Annotated in this window: 21 protein-coding genes; 4 read left to right on the top strand and 17 right to left on the bottom strand. The window is 64.6% G+C overall.

Going from position 1 to position 22,170, the window contains the following annotated elements:
* Position 1 precedes the first annotated feature (1 nt).
* From JAB8_RS15175 to JAB8_RS15150, 6 genes are all read right to left on the bottom strand, one after another.
* The gene (locus tag JAB8_RS15175) at positions 2-1,246 is read right to left on the bottom strand and encodes an ABC transporter substrate-binding protein (RefSeq protein ID WP_070290474.1); all 1,245 of its coding nucleotides are present in this window, start codon (positions 1,244-1,246) and stop codon (positions 2-4) included.
* A gap of 20 nt (positions 1,247-1,266) precedes the next feature.
* Entirely contained in the window at positions 1,267-2,055 is a 789-nt protein-coding gene (locus JAB8_RS15170; protein ID WP_070290473.1) for an ABC transporter ATP-binding protein, read from the bottom strand.
* Positions 2,052-3,131: an acyl-CoA dehydrogenase family protein gene (locus JAB8_RS15165; RefSeq protein WP_070290472.1), complete on the bottom strand. Its 1,080-nt coding sequence runs from the start codon at positions 3,129-3,131 to the stop codon at positions 2,052-2,054. The genes JAB8_RS15170 and JAB8_RS15165 overlap by 4 nt, the downstream gene beginning before the upstream one ends.
* Position 3,132: 1 nt before the next feature.
* A complete protein-coding gene (locus tag JAB8_RS15160; RefSeq protein WP_070222110.1) occupies positions 3,133-3,687 on the bottom strand; it encodes a carboxymuconolactone decarboxylase family protein in 555 nt (184 codons plus the stop codon).
* A gap of 129 nt (positions 3,688-3,816) precedes the next feature.
* A complete protein-coding gene (locus tag JAB8_RS15155) occupies positions 3,817-4,737 on the bottom strand; it encodes an AraC family transcriptional regulator (RefSeq protein ID WP_070222108.1) in 921 nt (306 codons plus the stop codon).
* Between the two features lie 93 nt (positions 4,738-4,830).
* On the bottom strand, positions 4,831-5,670 hold the full coding sequence (locus JAB8_RS15150; protein WP_070290470.1) for a symmetrical bis(5'-nucleosyl)-tetraphosphatase: 840 nt from the start codon (positions 5,668-5,670) through the stop codon (positions 4,831-4,833).
* A gap of 448 nt (positions 5,671-6,118) precedes the next feature.
* Here JAB8_RS15150 and JAB8_RS15145 point away from each other — a divergent pair, with 448 nt between their 5' ends.
* From JAB8_RS15145 to waaA, 4 genes are all read left to right on the top strand, one after another.
* A complete protein-coding gene (locus JAB8_RS15145) occupies positions 6,119-6,427 on the top strand; it encodes an H-NS histone family protein (protein ID WP_070290469.1) in 309 nt (102 codons plus the stop codon).
* Between the two features lie 90 nt (positions 6,428-6,517).
* Positions 6,518-7,900 carry a phosphomannomutase/phosphoglucomutase gene (locus tag JAB8_RS15140; protein ID WP_070290467.1) on the top strand — a complete coding sequence of 461 codons (1,383 nt, stop codon included), beginning with the start codon at positions 6,518-6,520 and terminating at the stop codon, positions 7,898-7,900.
* Positions 7,901-7,904: 4 nt separating this feature from the next.
* On the top strand, positions 7,905-8,927 hold the full coding sequence (gene waaC / locus JAB8_RS15135) for a lipopolysaccharide heptosyltransferase I (protein WP_070290465.1): 1,023 nt from the start codon (positions 7,905-7,907) through the stop codon (positions 8,925-8,927).
* Positions 8,928-8,959: 32 nt separating this feature from the next.
* Positions 8,960-10,234 (top strand): lipid IV(A) 3-deoxy-D-manno-octulosonic acid transferase, encoded by a 1,275-nt coding sequence (gene waaA / locus JAB8_RS15130; protein WP_070290462.1) that lies wholly within the window; start codon positions 8,960-8,962, stop codon positions 10,232-10,234.
* 131 nt (positions 10,235-10,365) lie between these two features.
* Here the strand turns inward: waaA and JAB8_RS15125 are convergent, their stop codons facing one another.
* The 11 genes from JAB8_RS15125 to miaB all read right to left on the bottom strand — a co-directional run bounded on the left by JAB8_RS15125 (position 10,366) and on the right by miaB (position 21,951).
* Complete coding sequence (locus JAB8_RS15125; RefSeq protein ID WP_070221020.1) at positions 10,366-11,289, bottom strand: SprT family zinc-dependent metalloprotease; 924 nt, start codon at positions 11,287-11,289, stop codon at positions 10,366-10,368.
* Positions 11,290-11,333: 44 nt separating this feature from the next.
* Positions 11,334-12,074 (bottom strand): lysophospholipid acyltransferase family protein, encoded by a 741-nt coding sequence (locus JAB8_RS15120; protein WP_034746739.1) that lies wholly within the window; start codon positions 12,072-12,074, stop codon positions 11,334-11,336.
* Positions 12,075-12,090: 16 nt separating this feature from the next.
* Positions 12,091-12,678 carry a D-glycero-beta-D-manno-heptose 1,7-bisphosphate 7-phosphatase gene (gene gmhB / locus JAB8_RS15115; protein ID WP_083287342.1) on the bottom strand — a complete coding sequence of 196 codons (588 nt, stop codon included), beginning with the start codon at positions 12,676-12,678 and terminating at the stop codon, positions 12,091-12,093.
* Positions 12,678-14,780, bottom strand: coding sequence for a glycine--tRNA ligase subunit beta (gene glyS, locus JAB8_RS15110; RefSeq protein ID WP_070290461.1), 2,103 nt, complete (start codon positions 14,778-14,780; stop codon positions 12,678-12,680). The genes gmhB and glyS overlap by 1 nt, the downstream gene beginning before the upstream one ends.
* A gap of 37 nt (positions 14,781-14,817) precedes the next feature.
* Entirely contained in the window at positions 14,818-15,732 is a 915-nt protein-coding gene (gene glyQ / locus JAB8_RS15105; protein ID WP_070290459.1) for a glycine--tRNA ligase subunit alpha, read from the bottom strand.
* 146 nt (positions 15,733-15,878) lie between these two features.
* The gene (gene lnt, locus JAB8_RS15100; protein WP_070290457.1) at positions 15,879-17,468 is read right to left on the bottom strand and encodes an apolipoprotein N-acyltransferase; all 1,590 of its coding nucleotides are present in this window, start codon (positions 17,466-17,468) and stop codon (positions 15,879-15,881) included.
* Positions 17,469-17,484: 16 nt separating this feature from the next.
* Positions 17,485-18,363: a transporter associated domain-containing protein gene (locus tag JAB8_RS15095; RefSeq protein WP_034746750.1), complete on the bottom strand. Its 879-nt coding sequence runs from the start codon at positions 18,361-18,363 to the stop codon at positions 17,485-17,487.
* A gap of 117 nt (positions 18,364-18,480) precedes the next feature.
* A complete protein-coding gene (locus JAB8_RS15090; protein WP_070290454.1) occupies positions 18,481-18,903 on the bottom strand; it encodes a DUF4259 domain-containing protein in 423 nt (140 codons plus the stop codon).
* Positions 18,904-19,068: 165 nt separating this feature from the next.
* Positions 19,069-19,539, bottom strand: coding sequence for an rRNA maturation RNase YbeY (gene ybeY / locus JAB8_RS15085; RefSeq protein ID WP_070290452.1), 471 nt, complete (start codon positions 19,537-19,539; stop codon positions 19,069-19,071).
* Complete coding sequence (locus tag JAB8_RS15080) at positions 19,523-20,587, bottom strand: PhoH family protein (protein ID WP_034746759.1); 1,065 nt, start codon at positions 20,585-20,587, stop codon at positions 19,523-19,525. Before JAB8_RS15080 ends, ybeY begins: the two co-directional genes overlap by 17 nt.
* Positions 20,584-21,951 (bottom strand): tRNA (N6-isopentenyl adenosine(37)-C2)-methylthiotransferase MiaB, encoded by a 1,368-nt coding sequence (gene miaB, locus JAB8_RS15075; protein WP_070290450.1) that lies wholly within the window; start codon positions 21,949-21,951, stop codon positions 20,584-20,586. The genes JAB8_RS15080 and miaB overlap by 4 nt, the downstream gene beginning before the upstream one ends.
* Positions 21,952-22,170 lie beyond the last annotated feature (219 nt).

Here is a 22,170-nt window from a genome sequence, read left to right as displayed (position 1 = left end):
GTCAGACCGCCACGGTTTCGCTGCGCAGCAGGTTGGCCGGCAAGCCGAAGGCGGCCGGGCCGCCGACTGCCGTGATGGCCTTGCGCACGAAACGGTCATCGACCAGGTCGCGCGCGGCGAACTTCGGATCGAGATTCGCCAGGAAGCGCGTATCGCCCTCGACCTTGGTGCGGCCGATGGCGCGCACCAGTTCTTCCGTGTACGAGGCGAATGGATACGGCTGGAAGTCGATGCGGCGCTGCTGCCAGTTCTTGTGCACGATCAGGCCCTGCTTTTCATAGGCGGCGTAATCGGTGGTGGCCAGCACCTTCGTCAGCACCTGCAGCGGATGCGGCGTGTAGCGGTGCTCGCCCACGTTCGACAGCAGCTTGGCCGTATCGACCTGGTTCGAACGCGTCCACAACTGCGCCTTGACGATGGCGTTGGTGACCTTTTGCGCCCATTCTGGGCGCGTGTTGATGTCGCGCTCGGACAGGAAGGTGACGCAGCACGCATGGTTTTTCCACACGTCGCCCGAGAAGCGCAGAATCTTGCCGATGCCGGCGTTTTCCGCCGCCGCGTTGAACGGCTCGGCCACGATGTAGCCGGCAATCGACTTACTGGCCAGGGCCGAGACCATTTCGGCCGGCGCCAGCACGATCAGATTGACTTCATTCGGCTTGATGGCCGCGTTGCGCGCGCGCGTGACCGGCGTCAGGCCATTCGAGGACAGGATCTGCTGCAGCAGGATGTTGTGGATCGAGTACCAGAATGGGATGGCGACCGTGCGTCCGCCCAGGTCGGAGACCTTGTTGATCTCGTTGGCCACCGTCAGCGCGGAGCCGTTGACGTGGTTCCAGGCGACGACTTTCGCGGGGAACTTGGCGCCGTAGCGCACCCACAGGGTAGCCGGCGACAGCAGGTGGATGACGTTGACCTGGCCGGCGACGAACGCTTCGATGATCTGCGCCCAGCTGCGGAACAGGCGCGGCGTTTCCGCCTGCAAGCCTTCCGCCTCGAACAGCTTGCGCGCGTGGGCGACGAGCAGCGGGGTGGCGTCGGTGATCGGCAGGTAGCCGATCTTGACGGGCTGGTCATCGCCTTTCGGGCCTTGCTGGGCCATGGCGTCGCCGGCGAACAGCAGGGGAGAGGCGACGCTGGCCGTGGCCAGGGCCGACATGCGCAGGAAGTCGCGCCGCGTCAGGCCGCAGTCGCAATCGGAGGAGGCGCAGATATGCAGGGGTTTGTTATCGTGTGGGAGGGACATGAAGGTTCCAGTAAAGTGCATTAGTGGGCGGCGTGGGCCTGATCTTGCTGTTGCAGCGCCTGCAGGGCGTCGAGGATGTCCATCTTGAGGGCGATCACGTCGGCGCTGTGGCCGATGCGCGGCTGGTCGATGGCGACGGGCCATTCGCGCACGATGTTGCCCGGCTTACCGCCCATGAGCAGGATGCGGTCGGCGACGAGGATGGCTTCGTCGATGTCGTGCGTGACCAGCAGCACGGCCGTGTGCCAGCGGTGCACCACGTCGACCAGCAGCGACTGCATCTCGGCGCGGGTGATGGCGTCGAGGGCGGAAAACGGTTCGTCGGCGAACAGCAGTTCCGGTTCGCGCGCCAGCGCGCGGGCCAGCGCCACGCGCTGCGCCATGCCGCCCGACAGCGCGGACGGATACAGTTTTTCGCGCCCCTTTAAACCGACGGCTTCGATGGCTTGCGCCACGCGCGCCTCGTGCGCTGCGCGCGTGAGCTGCGGCTGGTGCTTGAAGTCCAGGCCGAAGCCCGCGTTGCCCGTGACGTTCAGCCAGGGCAAAAGGCTCGCCTGCTGGAACACGAGGGCGCTGCGCGGGTCCGGTTCGCGCATGGGCGCATCGAGGAATTGAATGGCGCCCGTCGATGGCGGCTGCAGGCCGGCCAGCACGCGCAGCAGGCTCGATTTGCCGCAGCCGCTGCCGCCCAGCAGGCAGACGATCTCGCACTTGCGCACACCCAGCGAGACGTGCTGGAACACGGGCGTGCTGCCCGCATAGGAAAAGCTCAGGTCCTGCGCCTGCAAGGCCCAATCAGCAACGCTCATGCCGGGGCTCCCGCTGCCGCCTGCTGGCTGTCGAACAGCTGCAAGGCCGATTGCAACTGCGTCAGGCTGGGGGTGACGATGGGGATGAACGACGATTCGCGCCAGCGGCGGGCAAAGCCCTGCTGTTCGGCGTTCAGGTAGGCGCGCCCGCCCATGGCTTGCAGTTCCAGCATCAGCGCCTGCTGCAGCACGTCGGCCAGCTGTATGCGCAGGCGGAACATGGCCGGCGCCTGCGTCTTGAAGCGGCCGTCGTGCACGCCGGCCAGCAAGGTGGCGACGGCGCTTTCCAGTGTCGCTTGCAGCGCTTCGATGCGTGGCGTGAGCTGGTTGCGCGAGCCGGCCGAGATTTGCGCCGCCTTTGCCAGGCTGGCGCGCGCCAGGCCGATCGACAGGCCGCACTGCATGCCGAGGAACGATGGGCGCACCTGCGGCAGCCAGGCCGGCGCGTTGTCGCTGATGATGTCCGCGGCGGGGATGTGCACCTGCGCCAGCTTGACGGAAGCCGTATTGCTGCCGCGCAGGGCAATCAGGTCCAGGTCATCGCTGCGCTTGACGCCCGCCGTGCCGCTGTCGAAGGCGACGATGACGGGCGGCGCGCCGTCGTCGGGCGCCACGGCGGCTGCCGCGACAAAGCCGGCCTTGCGCAAGTTGGTCACCCAGGCCAGGCCGCCGTTGACGAGCAAGCCGTCATCGTGGCGCGCGCCCGTGATTTGCAGCTGCTCGATGCCGGACAAGAATTTCATCGCGTTCGACAAACCGCTGGCGCCTGCCTGCGTGCCGGCCAGCAGGCCGGGCAAACGGCGCTCGGCCAGTGCGCGGTTCTCGCTTTGCAGCAGGAATTCGATAAAGCAGCGCTGGCCCCAGAAGACAAAGGCTGCCGTCACCGATTGCCCGGCCACCTTGGCGATGGCGTCGATGGCGTCGCGCACGTCGCCGCCCGCGCCGCCGTGTTCCTGCGGCACGCCGATGGCCAGCAGCTTGTCGCCGGCCAATGCCGGCAATACGGTTTCAGCCAGCTCCGGCGATTGGTCGAGCTGGTCGGCATGCATGTGCAGCCAGTGAGTGAGGTTCGCCATGTCAGACGGCGCCAGGCAGGTAGGGCGTCAATTGCGGATTGACGGGCGTGCCGGCCAGGCTGTTGGAGAAATTGCACAGGGTGGCCAGGCTGATGCCCAGCACGACTTCGAGCGCCTGCTGTTCGTTGTAGCCGGCGGCCAGGAAGGCTTGATATTCGGCGTCGCTGACGGCGCCGCGCGTGGCGATGACGGCCGTGGCGAAGGCGGCGACGGCGTCGAGCTTCGTATCGCCCGTCGGCTGGCCGTGCTGCAGGGCGCGCACCGTGTCCGGTGTCTGGCCCGCTTTTTTCAGCGAGATGGCGCTATGGCCGGCGATGCAGAAATCGCAGCCATGGATGCGCGCGGCCGTGATCTGCACCACTTCGCGCTCCATCAGGGTCAGGCTGGCGCGCGCATTGATGCCGGAGACGGTCAGATAGGTTTCCAGTGCCAGCGGGGCATTGGCCAGCACGCCGATCAGATTGGGCAGGAAGCCATTGTTGGCGATGGCCTTTTCCACGAAGGGGCGGCTGTCGGCCGGGGCGGTATCGAGAGTGTGCAGCGTCAGACGGGACATGGGGTACCTTGCTAAGTTAGTAAGTCACCCGGTCATTATATCGGCCATGCCGTGCACGCAACAGACGTCAGCGTCGTCCTTTTGTGCTCGTTCGTCTGCGATTGTGTGATCCTTGATTCCGGCAGGCTCTTAGCTGGCCAGCTGGCGCAATCGCTGGTCGCGCCGGTAGGCGCCCGGCTGCTCGCCCGTGACCCGCTTGAAGGCGCGCGTAAAGGCGGCGTGCGAGCGGTAGCCCACCAGTTCGGCGGCGCGTTCGACGGAGACGCCGTCGTGCAGACGCCGCGCGGCGATCTTCATGCGCAGCAGGAGCAGGAACTGGGCCGGCGAGTGGCCGCTGGCGCTGGCGAAATGCTTGCAGAAGCTGGCGCGCGACATGCACGCTGCCTTGGCCATGTTCTCGATCGACCAGTCGTCGGCAGGGGCGTCGAGCATGCGTTCGAGCAGTGGCGAAAATGCGGGCTGGTGCAGCAGCGACAGCAGGCCGGCCGCCACCTGCTCGCCCTGCGCCACATGGCGGATCAGGTAAAAGAACAGCAGCTCGACCAGGCGCGCGATGAGCGGCGACGGTTGCTCCGGATCGCCGCCTGCTTCGGCGAGGATCAGGTCGAACAGCGCGGCGGCGGCGCTGAAGGCGGGCGCGTCGCCGCGTATCAGCAGATACGGCGGGAACGAGTCGACGATCAGCGCGGAGAGGGCGCCGCGAAATTGAAAGAAGCCGCAGGCCAGCGCCGTCGCCGGCTGCTGCGTGGGCGTTTGCAGCGGCAGCATCGCTTGCGCGCTCGCCGCCTGCAGCGGATCGCTGTGGGGACTGAGGAAGTGCGGCAAGTCGCGCAGCAGGAAGACGCCGTCGCGCGGGCCGAGCGCAATGGGCGCCGCGCCGTCGAGGTGCAAGTAGCAATGGCCATCGAGCACCAGGTGAAAGCTGCCCAGTTCCCGGCCCGCCGTGGAAGCGCGCCAGCGGCCGCAGTACTGGCCCACATGCAGGACGGCGGTGTCGAGTTCCAGGCTGCCGAGCAGCCAGCGCGCCAGTCTGTCGGTATCAGGATGCATGGGATCGCAAAGGCAAAAGCTCCATCATACGGGCCAGACGCGGCAAGGCCAACGACCGATTTCGACTAAGCATATGCGCGCCAAGCTTGGCGCTTACTGCTTGCCGCCGTGCTGCTGGAACGCGGGGCAGTCGACTTGCAGCAGCGAGCGGTCTTCCAGGCACACGGCCGACAGTTTCCCGCCCCAGACGCAGCCGCTATCGAGTCCGATCAGGTGCGGCCGTAGTAGCAGTCCCAGCGCCGACCAGTGGCCGAAGACGATGGTGTCGCCGGCGCTGCGCCGGCCCGGCACGTTGAACCAGGGCAGCAGGCCGGAGCCTGGCGGCGGGCTGCCGCTTTCCTTCATCTTGAAATCCATCACGCCGTCCGGCGTGCAAAAGCGCAGCCGCGTCATGGCGTTGACGATGCAGCGCAGCCGGTCGGCGCCCTGCAGGTCGTCGCGCCAGGCGGCCGGCTCGTTGCCGTACATGGTGCGCAGGAACGCCACCCAATCGTCGCTGCGCAGCATGGCGGATACCTCCCCGCTCAGGGACAGGGCCTGGGCCGCGCTCCATTGCGGCAGCAAGCCCGCATGCACGAGCACATGGCCATCGTGTTCCAGTGCCAGTGGCCGCTGGCGCAGCCAGTTGATCAACTCCTCGCGGTCGGGTGCATCGAGGATGTCGGCGAGGGTGTCGGACGCATGCTCGGGCCGGATGCCGTTGGCCACGGCCAGCAAGTGCAAGTCATGGTTGCCCAGGACGCTGTCGGCCAGGCCTTGCTGCGCCAGGGCGTGCACGTGGCGCAGGGTGGCCAGCGAGGCCGGGCCGCGATTGATCAAGTCGCCCGCGAACAGCAGGCGGTACGGACCGCCCGCTGCCGCCTGGATCCGTTCGATCAATTCGACGGTTTGTGCATGACAGCCTTGCAGATCGCCGATAAAGTAAGTTTTCATATGTGCCGGGGTGAAGTGAACTACGCGCCTGCATTATAAGCATGCCCGCCCTTTGGCGTTGGGGCATTTCTGGCAGGTGCCCGATTGCGCGCATGGCCGGCGGGAAGAAAAACGCGGGCGCCGATTATGCCGCATGGGAATTTGATTCAGCGGTATGTCACGCTGCCGTATCACGCTGCCATATAGGAGTAATAATCCGCCTGCATGCTAGGAGTAATAATCCGCCTGCATGCCGTTCAGGCACGCGGGAATGCCATTTGATTCATGGTTATTCATTTTTCATGCGGGCTTCCGGTATATTCTTCATTTAATCTTAATGTTGGCCCGCCAAATAAATCGAGGGCCGTGATTCAATTGATGATGGATTATGCGTTGGTGCACAGATATTTATGCAATGTAGTATATTCCACGTGATTTTATTATTTAAATGAATATAAAGGATGTACCAATGGATCTGTCTACGATGACGATGCTGGAATTGCGCAAACTGGAAGATAATGTCAAACAGGAATTGAACAGCCGCGAGCGCCAAGACTTGAACAAGGCGCGCGAACAGATCATGGCCATCGCGCAGCAAGCCGGCATTCCGCTGAAACAGCTGATACTCGATGGCTTGCACCCGCGCACGGGCAAAGTCGCGGTGCGTTACCGTCATCCTGAGAATGCGGCCGAGCAATGGACAGGCCGTGGCCGTCAGCCGCTGTGGGTCAGGCAGTGGGTGGAATCGGGCAAGTCGATCGATCTGCTGCGCGTATAATTCGGTATACTCTTGGCGTAGTGGCAAGCCGCCAGCCGCGCGCTGCACCTTGCCAGGCACCTTATTGACCCTACTTATACCGGCCACACCATGCTCCCATTGTCCAGAACGATCTTCAAGGCCTACGATATTCGCGGCATCATCGCTAAAACCCTCGATGCCGGCGTGGCCCACAAGATCGGTCAGGCATTTGGCCAGGCCGCCCTGGCCAAGGGCGAGCAGCGGGTCGTGATCGGCCGCGATGGCCGTCTGTCGGGACCGGAATTGACGGCGGCGCTGGCGCAGGGCTTGCAAGCGGCGGGCGTCGACGTGATCGACCTGGGCGTGGTGGCCACGCCGATGGTCTACTTCGGCACGAATGTGCTCGACACGCGCTCCGGCATCATGGTCACGGGCAGCCACAATCCGCCCGACTACAACGGCTTCAAGATGGTGCTGGCCGGCGAGGCGATCCACGGCGAAGCGATCCAGGCGCTGTACCACAGCATTGTCGCGCACGACGGCAGCGCCAGTGCCAAGCCGGGCACCTATGCCACGCACGATATCCGCGCCGCCTACCTGGAGCGCATCCTGGGCGACGTCAAGCTGGCGCGCCCGATCAAGATCGCCGTCGACTGCGGCAATGGCGTGGCCGGCGCGTTCGCGGACGACCTGTTCCGCGGCATGGGCTGCGAAGTCATCGAACTGTTCTGCGAAGTCGACGGCCACTTCCCGAACCACCATCCGGACCCGGCGCACCCGGAAAACCTGCAGGACCTGATCCGCTGCCTGGCCGAGACGGATGCCGAAATCGGCATCGCCTTCGACGGCGACGGCGACCGCCTGGGCGTGGTCACCAAGGATGGCCAGATCATCTACCCTGACCGCCAGATGATGCTGTTCGCGGCCGACGTGCTGACCCGCCACCCTGGCGCGCAGATTTTGTACGACGTGAAATGCACGCGCCACCTGGCGCCGTGGATCAGCAAGCATGGCGGCGTGCCGCTGATGTACAAGACGGGCCACTCGCTGGTGAAAGCCAAGCTGCGCGAGACGGGTGCGCCGCTGGGCGGCGAAATGAGCGGCCATATCTTCTTCAAGGACCGCTGGTACGGTTTCGACGACGGCCTGTATTCGGCCGCGCGCCTGCTCGAAATCCTCACGCGCGAAGCGGATCCGTCGGCTTTGCTGAATTCCCTGCCGCAGTCCGACAGCACGCCGGAACTGCACCTGGAACTGAAGGAGGGCGAGAACGTCGCGCTGATGGACGTGCTGCGCCGCGACGCCGTCTTCCCCGGCAATGAACAGATCATCACCATCGACGGCTTGCGCGTGGAATACGCGGACGGCTTCGGCCTGGCCCGCTCGTCGAACACCACGCCAGTGATCGTCATGCGCTTCGAAGCGGAAACGCCGGCAGCCCTGGCGCGCATCCAGGGACAGTTCAAGAGCGTGATCCTGGCCGCCAAGCCTGACGCCGTGCTGCCGTTCTGACAGCATGGCCGCTCAACCTGGCGCACAGGCGCCCTTGAAAATCCTGCTGGTGCGCGTGTCCTCGCTGGGCGACGTGCTGCATAACCTGCCGATGGTGGCAGACATCGCCCGCCATTTCCCGAACGCGACCATCGACTGGGTGGTTGAAGAGGGCTACACCAGCCTGGTGCGCCTGAACGCGCGCGTCAATACCATTTTCCCGTTCGCGCTGCGGCGCTGGCGCAAGAGCCTGGGCAAGAAAGAGACGCGCGCGGAAATCGCCGCTTTCTTCCGCAGCCTGCGCCAGACGCGCTACGATTATGTGTTCGATACCCAGGGCTTGCTCAAGACGGGCATCATCATGGGCGCCGCGCGCCTGGCGCCGGGCGGACAGAAGGTCGGCCTGGCCAATGGCAGCGAAGGCTCCGGCTACGAAGGCATCTCGCGCCTGTTCCACACCAAAAGCATTCCGCTCGACCCGCGCACGCATGCGGTAGCGCGCGGCCGCCTGGTCGCTGCCGCTGCACTCGGCTACACGATCGACACGCCGGCCGATTTCGGCTTGCCGGAAGTCTCGCGCAACGAGCCGCGCCCGGACTGGATGGGCGAAGCTCCCTACTGCGTGTATTTCCACGGTACGGCGCGCGACGCCAAGAAATGGGCGCCGGAAAACTGGATCGCCCTGGGCCGTGCCTTGGCGCCGATGCCGATTTTGCTGCCCTGGGGTTCGCCCAGGGAAAAGGCGGAAGCCGAACAACTGGCGGCCGGTCTGCCGAACGCCCGCGTGCTGCCGAAACTGTCGATGGACGACGCCACCCTGCTGGCGCGCCACGCGGCGCTGGTGATCGGCGTCGACACGGGCCTGACGCATATCGCGGCCGCCTTCGTGCGCCCGACGGTGGAAATCTATGCCGATTCTCCGCTGTGGAAAACGGAAGGCAACTGGTCGCCGAACATCATCAACCTGGGCGACAAGGGTGCGCCGCCCGGCGTGCCGGAAGTGCTGGCCGCGGCACAACGCCTGCTGACCGAACATCCTCCCGCCTGACTTCAACCGCCTGACCTTAACATTCAACAATCATGCGACTTCTTTATACCCTTGCCTGGTGGCTGGCCTTGCCCCTGGTGCTGGCGCGGCTGTGGCTGCGCGGACGCCAGGAACCCGGCTACCGCCAGCACTGGGGCGAGCGCCTGGGCTTTTACGGCCGCCAGCCGACAACGGCTACAGACACCATCTGGCTGCACGCCGTCTCCGTCGGCGAGACGCGCGCGGCCGAGCCGCTGATCGATGCGCTGCTGGCCGCCTGGCCCAGGTGCCGCATCGTCCTCACGCACATGACGCCGACGGGGCGTGCGACGGGCAAGGCGCTGTTCGCCAAACACGGCGCGCGCCTCGTGCAAAGCTATCTGCCCTACGACACGGGCGCCATGCCGGCCCGTTTCATCCGCCATTTCACCCCGCGCATCTGCATCCTGATGGAGACGGAAGTGTGGCCGAATCTGATCCACCAATGCACTCGCTACAAAGTGCCCGTGGTGCTGGCCAACGCGCGCTTGTCGCAGCGTTCGCTGGGCAAGGCGCAGCGTCTGGGCAAGCTGATTGCCGATGCGGCGCGCGGTATCACCCTGGTGGCGGCGCAGACGCAGGACGATGCCGATCGCGTGCGCCAGCTGGGCGTGCAGGATGTGGTGGTCACGGGCAGCATCAAGTTCGACGTCGTCGTGCCCGAGGCGGCCCTGGCGACGGGGGCTTGGCTGCGCGGCGCCATCGGTGCCCGCCCCGTGCTGCTGTGCGCCAGCACGCGCGAAGGCGAAGAGCAGCTGATCCTCGATGCGTATATCCGCGCCAGCTTGCCGGCGCATGCGCTGCTGCTGATCGTGCCGCGCCACCCGCAGCGCTTCGACGAGGTGGAAAAATTGATCGCGGCGCACGGCCTGGCCGTGCAGCGCAGGTCCGGCCTGGCGCAGGACGATGTGGTGGCGGCGGGCACGCAGGTGCTGCTGGGCGATACCATGGGCGAGATGTTCGCGTATTACGCTGCCTGCGATTGCGCCTTCGTCGGCGGCAGCCTGCTGCCGCTGGGCGGGCAAAACCTGATCGAACCGGCGGCCCTGGGCAAGCCCGTGCTGATCGGCCCGCACACCTTCAATTTCGCGCTGGTCACCGAGCAGGCGATTGCCGCCGGCGGCGCCGCGCTGGTGGCGGATGCCGATGCGCTGATGGCGCAGGCATCTGCCTTGCTGCAGGATACCGCGCGTTTATCGTCGATGGGTCAAAAGGCGCTGGCCTTTGCCAACCAGCACCGGGGCGCCACGCCACGCACCATCGCGGCGATTCAACCGCTGCTGCGGTGACGGCGGCGCGGCCAAGAATGTTGTCGGATTACGCGCTAGCGCTAATCCGACCTACGCGACTGCTGCCATGATGAAGGTAGGTCGGATTAGCGCAGGGCGCGTAATCCGACAGTCGTGGCCAACAATATCGTTTACGCGAACAGCACCGGCAACTCCTGCGAGCGTTTTCTGAGCGCCTGCTTGGCCCCATCGTAATCGGGATAGATCGATTCCACGGTGGCCCAGAAGCGGGGGCTGTGGTTCATTTCCAGCAGGTGCGACAGTTCGTGCGCCACGACGTAATCGATCAGCGGCAGGGCGAAGTGGATCAGGCGCCAGTTCAGGCGGATCTTGCGCTCGATGGTGCAGCTGCCCCAGCGCGTGCCGGCCGACGACAGCGACAGCGAATCGTAGCGCACGCCCAGCTTGTCCGCATACAGGTCCAGCCGTGCTTCGAACAGCTGGCGCGCCTCGTGCTGGAACCAGCCCTTCACTTTTTCCTTCAATTGCTGCTCGCTGCCCGTGGGCGTGACCCACACGTGCAGTTCATTGGTATCGCGCTGAAAGCTGGCGCGGTGGCGCGGCGCCTGGTGCAATCGCAAGGTGATCTCGCCACCGAGGTAGGGCAGCACGGCGCCATCGACCCAGGCCACGGGCGGGCGCTGCTGGCGCTGCACCTTGCGCTCGCCCCGTTCCAGCAGTTTCGAGACGATCCAGCCTTGCTTGGCGCGGATGGCGTTGTCGATTTCGGCCAAGGTGACGCGCTTGGGTGCCGTGACGCGCAAGCCGTTATCGTCGATCATGAAGCCGATGGAACGGCGCGTGGAGCGGCGCAGGGCGAATTCGACGAGGTGGCTGCCCAGCTGCAGCTGGCGCAGCGGCGGGCCATCGGCGGAGCGTGGCGGGGAAGGCAGGGGAGGCGGGGCAGGGCGAACGATGGGCGGCGCTGGCGCCACTACCGGTGGGGCCACGGGCGGCGCTGGCGGTGCCGTGGGGCGCACCGCCGGGGGCGTGCTGGTCGAGACGTCATGCGCGAACAAATCCAGTTGCTGGTCGCCGACCTTGATGGTCTTCATCTGCTGGCGCAGTGTCGGCTCCTGGATGACCGCGCTGATGCCGTCTAGCCAGCGTTGTAGGCGTGAGGCGAAATGACGCGCATTTCTGATTCTATCCAATTTTCCACCTGTTGCATCATGCTGTCCGGGGTTTGCCCTTCCGGCGAAATCGGTTTGCCTATCGAGACGGTGATCAGTCCCGGGCGTTTGAGGAATGACTGCTTGGGCCAGCACTCGCCTGAATTATGCGCAATCGGCACCACCACGGCGCCCGTGGCGATGGCCAGACGCGTGCCGCCGCTCTTGTACTTGCCCGCCTGGCCCACGGGAATGCGGGTACCTTCAGGGAACATGATAATCCATTGGCCATCGGCCAGCCGGCGCTTGCCATGTGCGACCACGCTCTTGAACGCATGCTTGCCCTGCTTGCGGTCGATGGGGATCATGCGCAGCAGCGCCATGGCCCAGCCGAAGAAGGGGATGTACAGGATCTCCTTCTTGAACACATACACGAGCGGACGGGGCAGGCTTGGCAGCAAGAAGATGGTTTCCCATGCCGACTGGTGCTTCGACAGCACGATGGCCGGCGCGTCCGGGAAGTTCTCGGCGCCCTTGACTTCATAGCGGATGCCGCAAATGACCTTGGCGCACCACAGGATAAACACATTCCAGCGCGAGGTGACCCAATAGCGCTTGTTGTAGCTCAATGGCGCGGCAAAAAAGCACACGCAGGCCCAGACGATGGTGGCCACGATCATGATGATCATGAACAGCAGTGATCGCAGGAACAGGGAAATATTACGCAATGCGGTTCTCCGAAGATTAGATACTGAATGCCACGGTGGGCGCCGGTGCGGCGGGCGCCTTGAGCAGGTGGTTCACGACGGCGGCCAGGTCGGGGAAGACCTGGGTGCCGGGCGGCAGGCCACCCGTCTCGTTGGTTTTTTCGCCCTTGCCCGTCAAGACCAGGTAGGGCACGCAGCCGCTGATGAAGCCGGCCTGCAGGTCGCGCAGCGAATCGCCAACGGTGGGCACGCCTCGCAGGCTGGTGTTGTAACGCTGCGAGATTTCATGGAACATGCCCGGTTTCGGCTTGCGGCAGTCGCAATTGTCCGCGCCCGCATGCGGGCAAAAGAAGATGGCGTCGATATCGGCGCCCACCTGCTGCGCCAGGGTGTGCATCTTCTGGTGGATCGCGTTGAGCACCGTCATGTCGAAGTATTCGCGCGCGATGCCGGACTGGTTCGAGGCGACTACGACGCGATAGCCGGCCTGGTTCAGGCGGGCTATCGCTTCGAGCGAACCGGGGATGGGCAGCCATTCGGCCGGCGACTTGATGAAGTCCGGCGAGTCATGATTAATGACGCCGTCGCGGTCGAGAATAATCAGTTTCAGCGCCGGAGTGCCCATTATGCCGCCAGCTTGGAAATGTCGGCCACGCGGTTCATCATGCCGTGCAAGGACGACAGCAAGGCCAGGCGGTTGTTGCGCAGGGCGACATCCTCGGCCATCACCATCACGTCGTTGAAGAAGCCATCGACGTCATCGCGCAGCTGCGCCAGGGTTTGCAGGGTGCTGGTGAAGTCGCCCTTGGCAAAGGCCGCGTCGACTTCCGGCTGCACGCGCGAGACGGCGGCGGCCAGTTTTTTCTCCGCCTCGTCCTGCAGCAGCGCCACGTTGACGCCACCGGCGGCGACCTGGCTCACGGCTTCCTCGTTCTTTTTCAGGATGTTCGTGATGCGCTTGTTGGCCGCTGCCAGCGAGGCGCTTTCCGGCAGCGCGGCAAACGCCTGCACGGCTTCCAGGCGCTGCACGATGTCGTCCAGGCGGTCGGGATTCTGCGCCACGACGGCTTCGATTTCATTCGGCGAGAAACCGCGCTCGCGCAGGATGCCGCGCAGGCGGTCCAGCATGAAGGTGGTCACATCCGCGACGGGGTCCTTGAAGCCGGGCACCGACGCGAACTGCGCGGCGGCGTCCGCCAGCAAGCCCTGGATCGACAATGGCAGGCGTTTTTCCAGCAGCATGCGCAGCACGCCCAGGGCGTGGCGGCGCAGCGCGAACGGGTCCTTGTCGCCCGTCGGCGCCAGGCCGATGGCCCAGATGCCGACCAGGGTTTCGAGCTTGTCGGCCAGGGCCACGGCGGTGCCGGTGGCGGTGGACGGCAGGCTGTCGCCGGCAAAGCGCGGCTGGTAGTGTTCGGAGGCGGCCAGCGCCACTTCTTCCGGTTCGCCGTCATGGCGCGCGTAGTACGTGCCCATGATGCCTTGCAGTTCGGGGAATTCGCCCACCATGTCGGTCAGCAGATCGGCCTTGGCCAGCAGGGCGCCGCGTTCGGCCAGCGCCACGTCGTAGCCCAGCTTGGCGGCGATGGCGCCGGCCAGCGACTTGACGCGCTCTGTGCGGGCCGCTTGCGTGCCCAGCTTGTTGTGGTAGACGACGTTGGCCAGCAGCGGCAGACGCGATGCCAAGGTCTTCTTCTTGTCCTGCTCGAAGAAGAACTTGGCGTCGGACAGGCGCGGGCGCACGACGCGCTCGTTGCCGCCGATGATGTGCTCGGGCGTGTCCGTCTCGATGTTCGAGACGATCAAAAAGCGCGAGCGCAGCTTGCCTTCGCTGTCGGTCAGCGCGAAGTATTTCTGGTTCGTCTGCATCGTGAGGATCAGGCATTCCTGCGGCACGGCCAGGAATTCTTCCTCGAAGTGGCACTCATACACGACCGGCCATTCGACCAGGGCCGTGACTTCATCGAGCAGCGCTTCGGGCATCAGCACCTGGTCGGCGCCGGCCTTGTCCAGCAGCTGGGCGCGGATGCGCTCCTTGCGTTCCTCGTTGCTGGCAATGACGCTGGCGTTGAGAATCAGCGACGGCGCATAGTTTTCCGCGTGCGCGATGATGATCGGTTCGCCGTCGGTGAGGAAGCGGTGGCCCAGGGTGGTGCGGCCGGCCGTCAAGCCCAGCAGGGTCAACGGCAGGATATTGATGCCGTGCAGGGCGATCAGGCTGTGGGCCGGGCGCACGAACTGCACGGTGGTGCCGTCCGGACGCTGATAGCTCATCAGTTTTGGAATCGGCAGCTTGGCGGCCGATTCCGTCAATGCGGCCTGCGCACCCGTGGCGAGCTGGCTGCCCGGCGCCGTGTAGGTGTAGAAGAAGCTTTCCGCCTTGCCGTCGGCGGCGCGTTCCAGCTCGGCCACCGTCAGATCGGGGAAGCCCAGCGCGGCCAGTTTCTTGGCCAGCGGCGGCGTGCCGTTGCCGTTCGCGTCCAGCGCCACGGAGACGGGCAGGACTTTTTCGCGGATCGATTTGTCGGGCGAGACTTCGCGCACGTTGGTAATGGAGACGGCCAGGCGGCGCGGCGAGGCGTAGCTGGTGGCGACGCTGTCGGCTTCCAGGAAGTCGCGCGATTTCAGGCCGTTGACGATACCGGCCGTGAAGGCGGCGCCCAGTTTGGCCAGCGCTTTCGGCGGCAGTTCTTCGGTCAGCAGTTCGATGAGCAGTGTTTGGTTCATGGTGTTCTTGTCAGGTACGGCGGTGTAGAGGCTCGAATTAGGCGGCGGCTTGGTCTGCGGCGGGCAGCATCGGGAAACCGAGGCGCTCGCGCGAGTCGTAATACGCTTGCGCCACCAGGCGCGACAGGGTGCGCACGCGGCCGATGTAGGCGGCGCGTTCCGTCACCGAGATGGCGCCGCGCGCGTCGAGCATATTGAAGCTGTGCGAGGCCTTCATGATCTTCTCGTAGGCGGGCAGGGTCAGTTGCAGTTCGATCAGGCGCTTCGCTTCCGCTTCGTAGTTGCCGAACTGTTCGAACAGCAGGTCCGTGTTCGCGTGCTCGAAGTTGTAGGTCGATTGCTCCACCTCGTTCTGGTGGAAGACGTCGCCGTAGGTCAGTTTTTTCGTAATACCGTTTTCTTCCCACTCTGTCCACACCAGGTCATACACGTTTTCCACGCCCTGCAGATACATGGCCAGGCGTTCGATGCCGTAGGTGATCTCGCCCAGCACGGGCTTGCAATCGAGGCCGCCCACTTGCTGGAAGTAGGTAAATTGGGTCACTTCCATGCCGTTCAGCCAGACTTCCCAGCCCAGGCCCCAGGCGCCCAGGGTCGGGCTTTCCCAGTCGTCTTCGACGAAGCGCACGTCATTCTGCTTCAGGTCCAGGCCCAGCGCGGCCAGCGAACCCAGATACAGGTCGAGGATGTTTTCCGGCGCCGGCTTCAACACGACCTGATACTGGTAGTAGTGCTGCATGCGGTTCGGGTTTTCGCCATAGCGGCCATCTTTCGGGCGGCGCGACGGCTGCACATACGCGGCGCGCCACGGTTCCGGGCCGATCGCGCGCAGGAAGGTACCGGTGTGGAAGGTGCCGGCGCCGACTTCCATGTCGTAAGGCTGGAGCAGGGCGCAACCTTGCTTGTCCCAATAGGTTTGCAAGGTCAGGATAATTTGTTGAAATGTGAGCATCGTATGAGTTCGCCGCGCGGGAGACTGCGCGCTGTTAAGGTTTGCTTGAAGCCCGCACGCCGCTAACAAGCGCGTCCGGGCCGGGGTTTTGCTAATTTTAGCGGTTTTTACGGGCCCACTGTGACTCTTCGGGCAATATCGGCCGCTTATTGCTGCGCGGCGCGGCCACGGCGGGCTGCGCGCGACAGCAGGAAGGCCGTCAGCAGGGCCAGCGCGGCCAGGGCCAGCACCAGTTTGTTGCCGTACAGAATGTATGGTGTCATGCCGCCCATGCCCTGCACCTTGGCCGCCAGCGTGGCTTGCTGTTCCGGCGGCAGCAGGCTTTGCACCACGCCCTTGCCGTCGATGACGGCGGTGGCGCCCGTGTTCGTCGAGCGCAGCATGGGGCGGCCCGTTTCCAGGCTGCGCATCTGCGAAATCTGCAGATGCTGGGGGATGGCGATCGAGTCACCGAACCAGGCCAGGTTCGAGATATTGAGCAGCACGGACGCCGACTGCTTGCCGTGGCGGTGGGCGCTGGCCAGCTGGCCGGCGATTTCCTCGCCAAACAAGTCTTCGTAGCAGATATTCGGCAGCACCAGCTGGTCGCGTACCTGCAGCGGCGCCTGCACCTCGGCGCCGCGGCCCATGTCGCCCAGCGGGATGGCCATCATGGCGACGAACCAGTGCAGGCCGGGCGGCACGAATTCGCCGAACGGCACCAGATGGTGCTTGCGGTACTGGTAGTAGGGACCGCCCGCGCCGTTGGGGGAAATCCCCACGGCCGCATTGTAGAAGCGCTGTTGCTCGTCGAGCACGGGCATGCCGACCAGGATCGTGCTGCCCGTCTGCTGTGAATACGTCGCCAGGCTATCGAGATAGCCGGGCGGCAGCTGGTGCGGCAGCACGGTGACGGCCGTTTCCGGCGTGGCGATCAGGTCGGCCGGCGCGCTGGTGATGGCGCTCTGGTACATCTGCAGGGCGCCCAGCACGAAGCCGGGGTCGAATTTCTGCTGCTGCGGCACATTGCCCTGCAACAGGCGCACGGTGATGGGGCGCCCGACCGGGTGGGTCCAGTTCACGTATTGCAAGCCAACGCCGGCCGCGTACAGGGCGATGACGCCGCCCAGCGCGCTCCAGCGCGTGCGGTGCAAGGGGTGGATTAGCAGCAGCAGGGCGCCGGCCGACAGCGCCGCCAGCCAGCCCAGGCCGTACGATCCGACGATGGGGGCAAAGCCGCCCAGCGGGCTGGTATTGTGGGCATAGCCGGTGGCCAGCCACGGGAAACCCGTAAACAGCCAGCCGCGCGTCCATTCGAACAAGGTCCACGTGGCGGGCAGCACCAGCAAGGTCATGGCGGGCAGGGACAGCACCCAGCGCTGGCGCAGCCAGGCGGCCACGCCCATGGCCAGGGCCACGTAGATGGCCATCAAGAGGGCCAGCAAGGCCACGGCGATGGCGGCGATCGGCGCGGCCATGTCGCCATAGCGGTGCATCGAGATGTACAGCCAGTGCGTGCCGGCCGCGCACCAGCCGAAGCCGTAGGCCCAGCCGATCAGTGCACCGGCCTTGACGTTTGCCGCGCGCAGCACCTGGTAGAACAGCACGCCCAGGCTGAGGATTTGCAGCGGCCAGTAGCCGAAAGGGGCGAACGCCAGCACGGCGACGGCGCCGGCGACGGCGGCAGTCAGCATGCGCGCCCAGGTGCTGCGGGGCGGTTTGGCGGGGGCGTTGGGGTCGGCGCGTCTGAAACGCATTTACAGCACGCGCATGTCAGAGTTCCAGTTCCGGCACATTGGGCAGGCGCTCGACGAGCAGCACGTGCACCTGGCGCGCATCGGCGCGCAGCACCTCGAAGCGCAAATTGCCCAAGTCGAAGATGTCGCCCTTGTGCGCCATGCGGCCCAGGTACTTCGACACGAGGCCGCCGATGGTGTCGACGTCGTCGTCGACCAGGTGGCTGCCCACTTCTTCGTTGAACTGTTCGATCTCGGTCAGCGCCTTGACCCTCCAGCGGGGGCCGAACTGGCCTTCCTTGAGCGAGAGGATATTGTCCTCGGCTTCGTCGAAGTCGTATTCGTCCTCGATATCGCCGACGATCTGTTCCAGCACGTCTTCGATGGTGATCAGGCCGGCGACGCCGCTGTATTCATCGACGACGATGGCCATGTGATTGTGGTTGGCGCGGAAATCGCGCAGCAGCACATTCAGGCGTTTCGATTCGGGGATGAAGATGGCGGGGCGCAGCATGTCACGCACGTCGAAAGTTTCTTCTGCGTAATAACGCAGCAAGTCTTTCGCCAGCAGGATGCCGATGACCTTGTCGCGCTCGCCTTCGATCGCGGGGAAGCGCGAGTGGGCGGTGGACAGGACTTCCGGCATCCATTCCTCGATCGGCTTGCTGATGTCGATGACATCCATTTGCGAACGGGGAATCATGATGTCGCGCGCACAGAGATCCGACACCTGGAACACGCCTTCGATCATCGACAGGGCGTCGGCGTCGATCAGCTTGCGTTCATGCGCATCGTGTAGAACTTCGAGCAATTCTGCACGGTTCTCTGGCTCGGGGGAAATGAGTGCGGTCAGGCGTTCAAACAGTGACCGGTGGGGCTTGACGTCAGTTCTGACGCCACTAGGGTGCTCGGGCATAGGAGGCGTGAGCCGTTGTTGCGAAGGGATATAGGATACACCAAAAGTGGGGGAATACCGGATTTCCCCGCTTTTGATGCAAATTTAATACGTTGAAGTGCGCCGTTGCGCGATCTTTTACGCCGCTTCCGGGCCCAGCACGCGCGCGCGCAAGTGCGCCACGTCGGCCTGCCAGTCGGCAAAGTGTTCGCTGTCCTGCCACAGCTGGCGCAGTTCCGACGCTTCGGCCGTAATCTTGTCGAAGGCCAGGCGCGCCTTTTCCAGCAGCGGCGGCGTGACCTTCTTCCTGCAGGCGGCCACCCATTCGTCAACCTCGGCCGTGGCCGGGTCGTCCTCGCCCGGCTTGCCCAGCAGGCGTGCGATCACTTCCAGCGCGGCCAGCGCCTCGGCGGCGAACGGCGCTTCCAGTTCCGCTTCCGTGCTGTCGATGACGTTGTCGAGCGTCGTCTCGACCAGTTCCAGTGTTTTATATTCGTGCAAATCCTGCGCCCAATCCATGGCGTAGTCGTTGCCGAAGGCGTCAGTGGCCCAAGTGCCCATAGTATGTCCTTGTGTGCGCGCGTTGGCGCTATTTGTACGTAGGTCAGATTAGCGCAGCGTAATCTGACACTGTGGTGCTCCGGTTACGTTGACGGATGTTGTCGGCTTACGCCCTGCGGGCTAACCCGACCTACCCGACCTACCGACCGCCCCAATCTGCGCGGTTTATTTTGGGTCCGCGTACGGATCGGCAATGCCGAGTTTGGCCAGGATCTCCGTCTCCAGCCCTTCCATTTCGCTAGCTTCCTCGTCATCCATGTGGTCGTAGCCCTGCGCATGCAGCACGCCGTGCACGATCAGATGGGCCGTGTGTTCTTCCACGCTCTTCTTTTGCTCGGCCGCTTCCTTTTCCAGCACGTCCGTGCACAGGATGATGTCGGCGCGCGTCGGCTCGTCGTCGCTTAATTCTTCGCCTTCGTTGTAGGCGAAGGTCAGCACGTTGGTGGCGTAGTCCTTTTCGCGGTAGTCGCGGTTCAGGCTGCGGCCTTCTTCTGCGTCGACGAAGCGGATGGTGAATTCGGCCGGGGCGAACAGGGCCGCCTTGACCCAGCGGCGCACTTTCGGGCGCGTGATCAGGGTTTCCAGACGGGCATCCGGGTATTGCACGGACAAGGACAGTTTATTTTTTTCGGACATTTTTGGCGGCGGCTGGTTTCAATAAGGAGGGCAGGTGGGCGGCGTCGGCATTGGCCGCCTGCGCCGTTTCATAAGCGTCGACGATGCGCGCGACAAGCGGATGGCGTACCACGTCGGTGCTGTTAAATTGCGTGAAGCCGATGCCGCGCACGTCTTTCAATACGTGCACGGCGTCGATCAGGCCGCTTGTCTGGCTCTTGTGCAGGTCGACCTGCGTCACGTCGCCCGTCACCACGGCCTTGCTGCCGAAGCCGATGCGCGTCAAAAACATCTTCATCTGTTCGACGGTGGTGTTTTGCGCCTCGTCGAGGATGACAAACGCGTGGTTCAGGGTGCGCCCGCGCATGTAGGCCAGCGGGGCGATCTCGATCACCTGTTTTTCAAACAGCTTCTGCGTGCGGTCAAAGCCCAGCAAATCGTACAGCGCGTCGTACAGGGGGCGCAGGTAGGGGTCGACCTTTTGCGCCAGGTCGCCCGGCAAAAAGCCCAGGCGCTCGCCCGCTTCGACGGCGGGGCGCGTCAGGATGATGCGCTTGACGGCGTCGCGCTCGAGCGCGTCGACGGCGCAGGCGACGGCCAGGTAGGTCTTGCCCGTGCCGGCCGGACCCACGCCGAAGCTGATGTCGTGCTCGAGGATGTCGCGCAAATAGGCGATCTGGTGCGGCGTGCGTCCGCGCAGGTCGGAGCGCCGCGTTTTCAGCACGGGGCTGGCGATGTCCGGTTCCACAAAAGTGCTGGCAGGCGCGTTGGCGTGGTGTTCCGAGGCGGCGGACAGGCCCGCGCGCTGTTCCACCAGGGCCAGTTGCACTTCTTCCAGCGGCACGACCTTGTTGGCGATGGCGTAGAACTGTTCGAGGATTTCCACGGCGCGCTCGGCGTTGCTGCCGCCGACGATGAATTTCTCGCCGCGGCGGAAAATCGTCACGTCGAGGGCGGCGGAAATCTGGCGCAGGTTTTCATCGAGCGGTCCGCACAAATGCGCCAGGCGCGTGTTGTCGAGCGGCTCGGGGATGAAGTAATGCGGCTGTATCGGGGCTTTGGTTTTCAACTGGCTCTTTTCAATGCAGGGGCGCTGGCGACAAGTTCGCCGCGCAGGGTGTAGGAGTGGCTTTCGGTGATGCGCACGTCGACCAGCTGGCCGATCAATTGCAAACCGTCCGGGCCGGCGTCGAAATTGACCACGCGGTTGTTCTCGGTGCGGCCTTGCAGCTCGCTATCGTCTGTATCCTTTTTGGAGCGGCCTTCGACGACGATGGTTTGCACCGTGCCCACCATGACCAGGCTGTATTTGCGCGTATTGGCGTCGATGGCCGCCTGCAGCTGCTGCAGCCGGGCCAGCTTGATCTCGTGCGGCGTGTCATCTTCCAGGCTGGCGGCCGGCGTGCCGGGGCGCTTGCTGAAGATGAAGCTGTAGCTGTTGTCGAAGCCCACGTCCGCGATCAGCTTCATCATGGCGTCGAAGTCGGCCTGCGTCTCGCCAGGAAAGCCCACGATGAAGTCGGACGAAATGGCCATGTTCGGGCGCACGGCGCGGATGCGGCGGATGATGGACTTGTATTCGAGGCCCGTGTAGCCGCGCTTCATGGCGCCGAGGATCTTGTCGGAACCGTGCTGCGCGGGCAGGTACAGGTGGTCGACCAGTTGCGGGATCTTCGCGTAGGCGTCGATCAGGCGCTGCGTGAATTCCTTCGGGTGGCTGGTGACGAAGCGCATGCGTTCGATGCCGGGAATGTCGGCCACGTATTCGAGCAGCAGGGCGAAGTCGGCGATCTCGCCGCCTTCCATCGCGCCCCGGTAGGCATTCACGTTTTGCCCCAGCAGGGTGATTTCCTTGACGCCCTGGGCGGCCAGGCCCGCCACCTCCGTCAGCACGTCCTCGAAGCGGCGCGACACTTCCTCGCCGCGCGTGTAGGGCACGACGCAGTAGCTGCAATATTTGCTGCAGCCTTCCATGATGGAGACGAACGCCGAAGCGCCTTCCACCTTGGCCGGCGGCATGTGGTCGAACTTTTCGATTTCCGGGAAGCTGATGTCCACTTGCGCATCGCCGCTGGCGCGGCGCAGTTCGATCATCTGCGGCAGGCGGTGCAGGGTTTGCGGGCCGAACACCATGTCGACATACGGCGCGCGCTTGACGATGGCGTCGCCTTCCTGCGAGGCCACGCAGCCGCCCACGCCGATCAGGAGGTGCGGCTTGGCCAGTTTCAGCTCGCGCAGACGGCCCAGGTCGGAAAACACTTTTTCCTGCGCCTTTTCGCGCACGGAGCAGGTGTTGAGCAGGATGACGTCGGCGTCTTCCGGCGTGTCGGTGCGCACCAGGCCATCGGAGGCGCCCAGCACGTCGGCCATCTTGTCCGAGTCATACTCGTTCATCTGGCAGCCGAAGGTTTTAATGAATACTTTTTTCTGCATGGAGTCGGGCGCTTATCGGTAAATGTGGCGGCAAACAAGATGGGTGGGCAGGATGCTGCGGCGCAGGGGGCCGCTCAGGGTTGGGCGCGGTGGATGACCGGCCGGGCGCCTCTGGCTGCCCGGTGGCAGGCTCGCTGCAAGTTCAGGCCATAGTTTAGCGTAAATCGCCGGCACGGGCCATGTCGTGCTGATCTTGCCGGCAAGGTTGCGGTGTGAACA

It is taken from the genome of Janthinobacterium sp. HH106 (genome assembly GCF_001758725.1).
Lineage (GTDB): Bacteria > Pseudomonadota > Gammaproteobacteria > Burkholderiales > Burkholderiaceae_D > Janthinobacterium.
The sequence above is the reverse complement of the archived record's forward strand: the minus strand, read 5'-3'. Positions and strand labels throughout refer to the sequence as shown.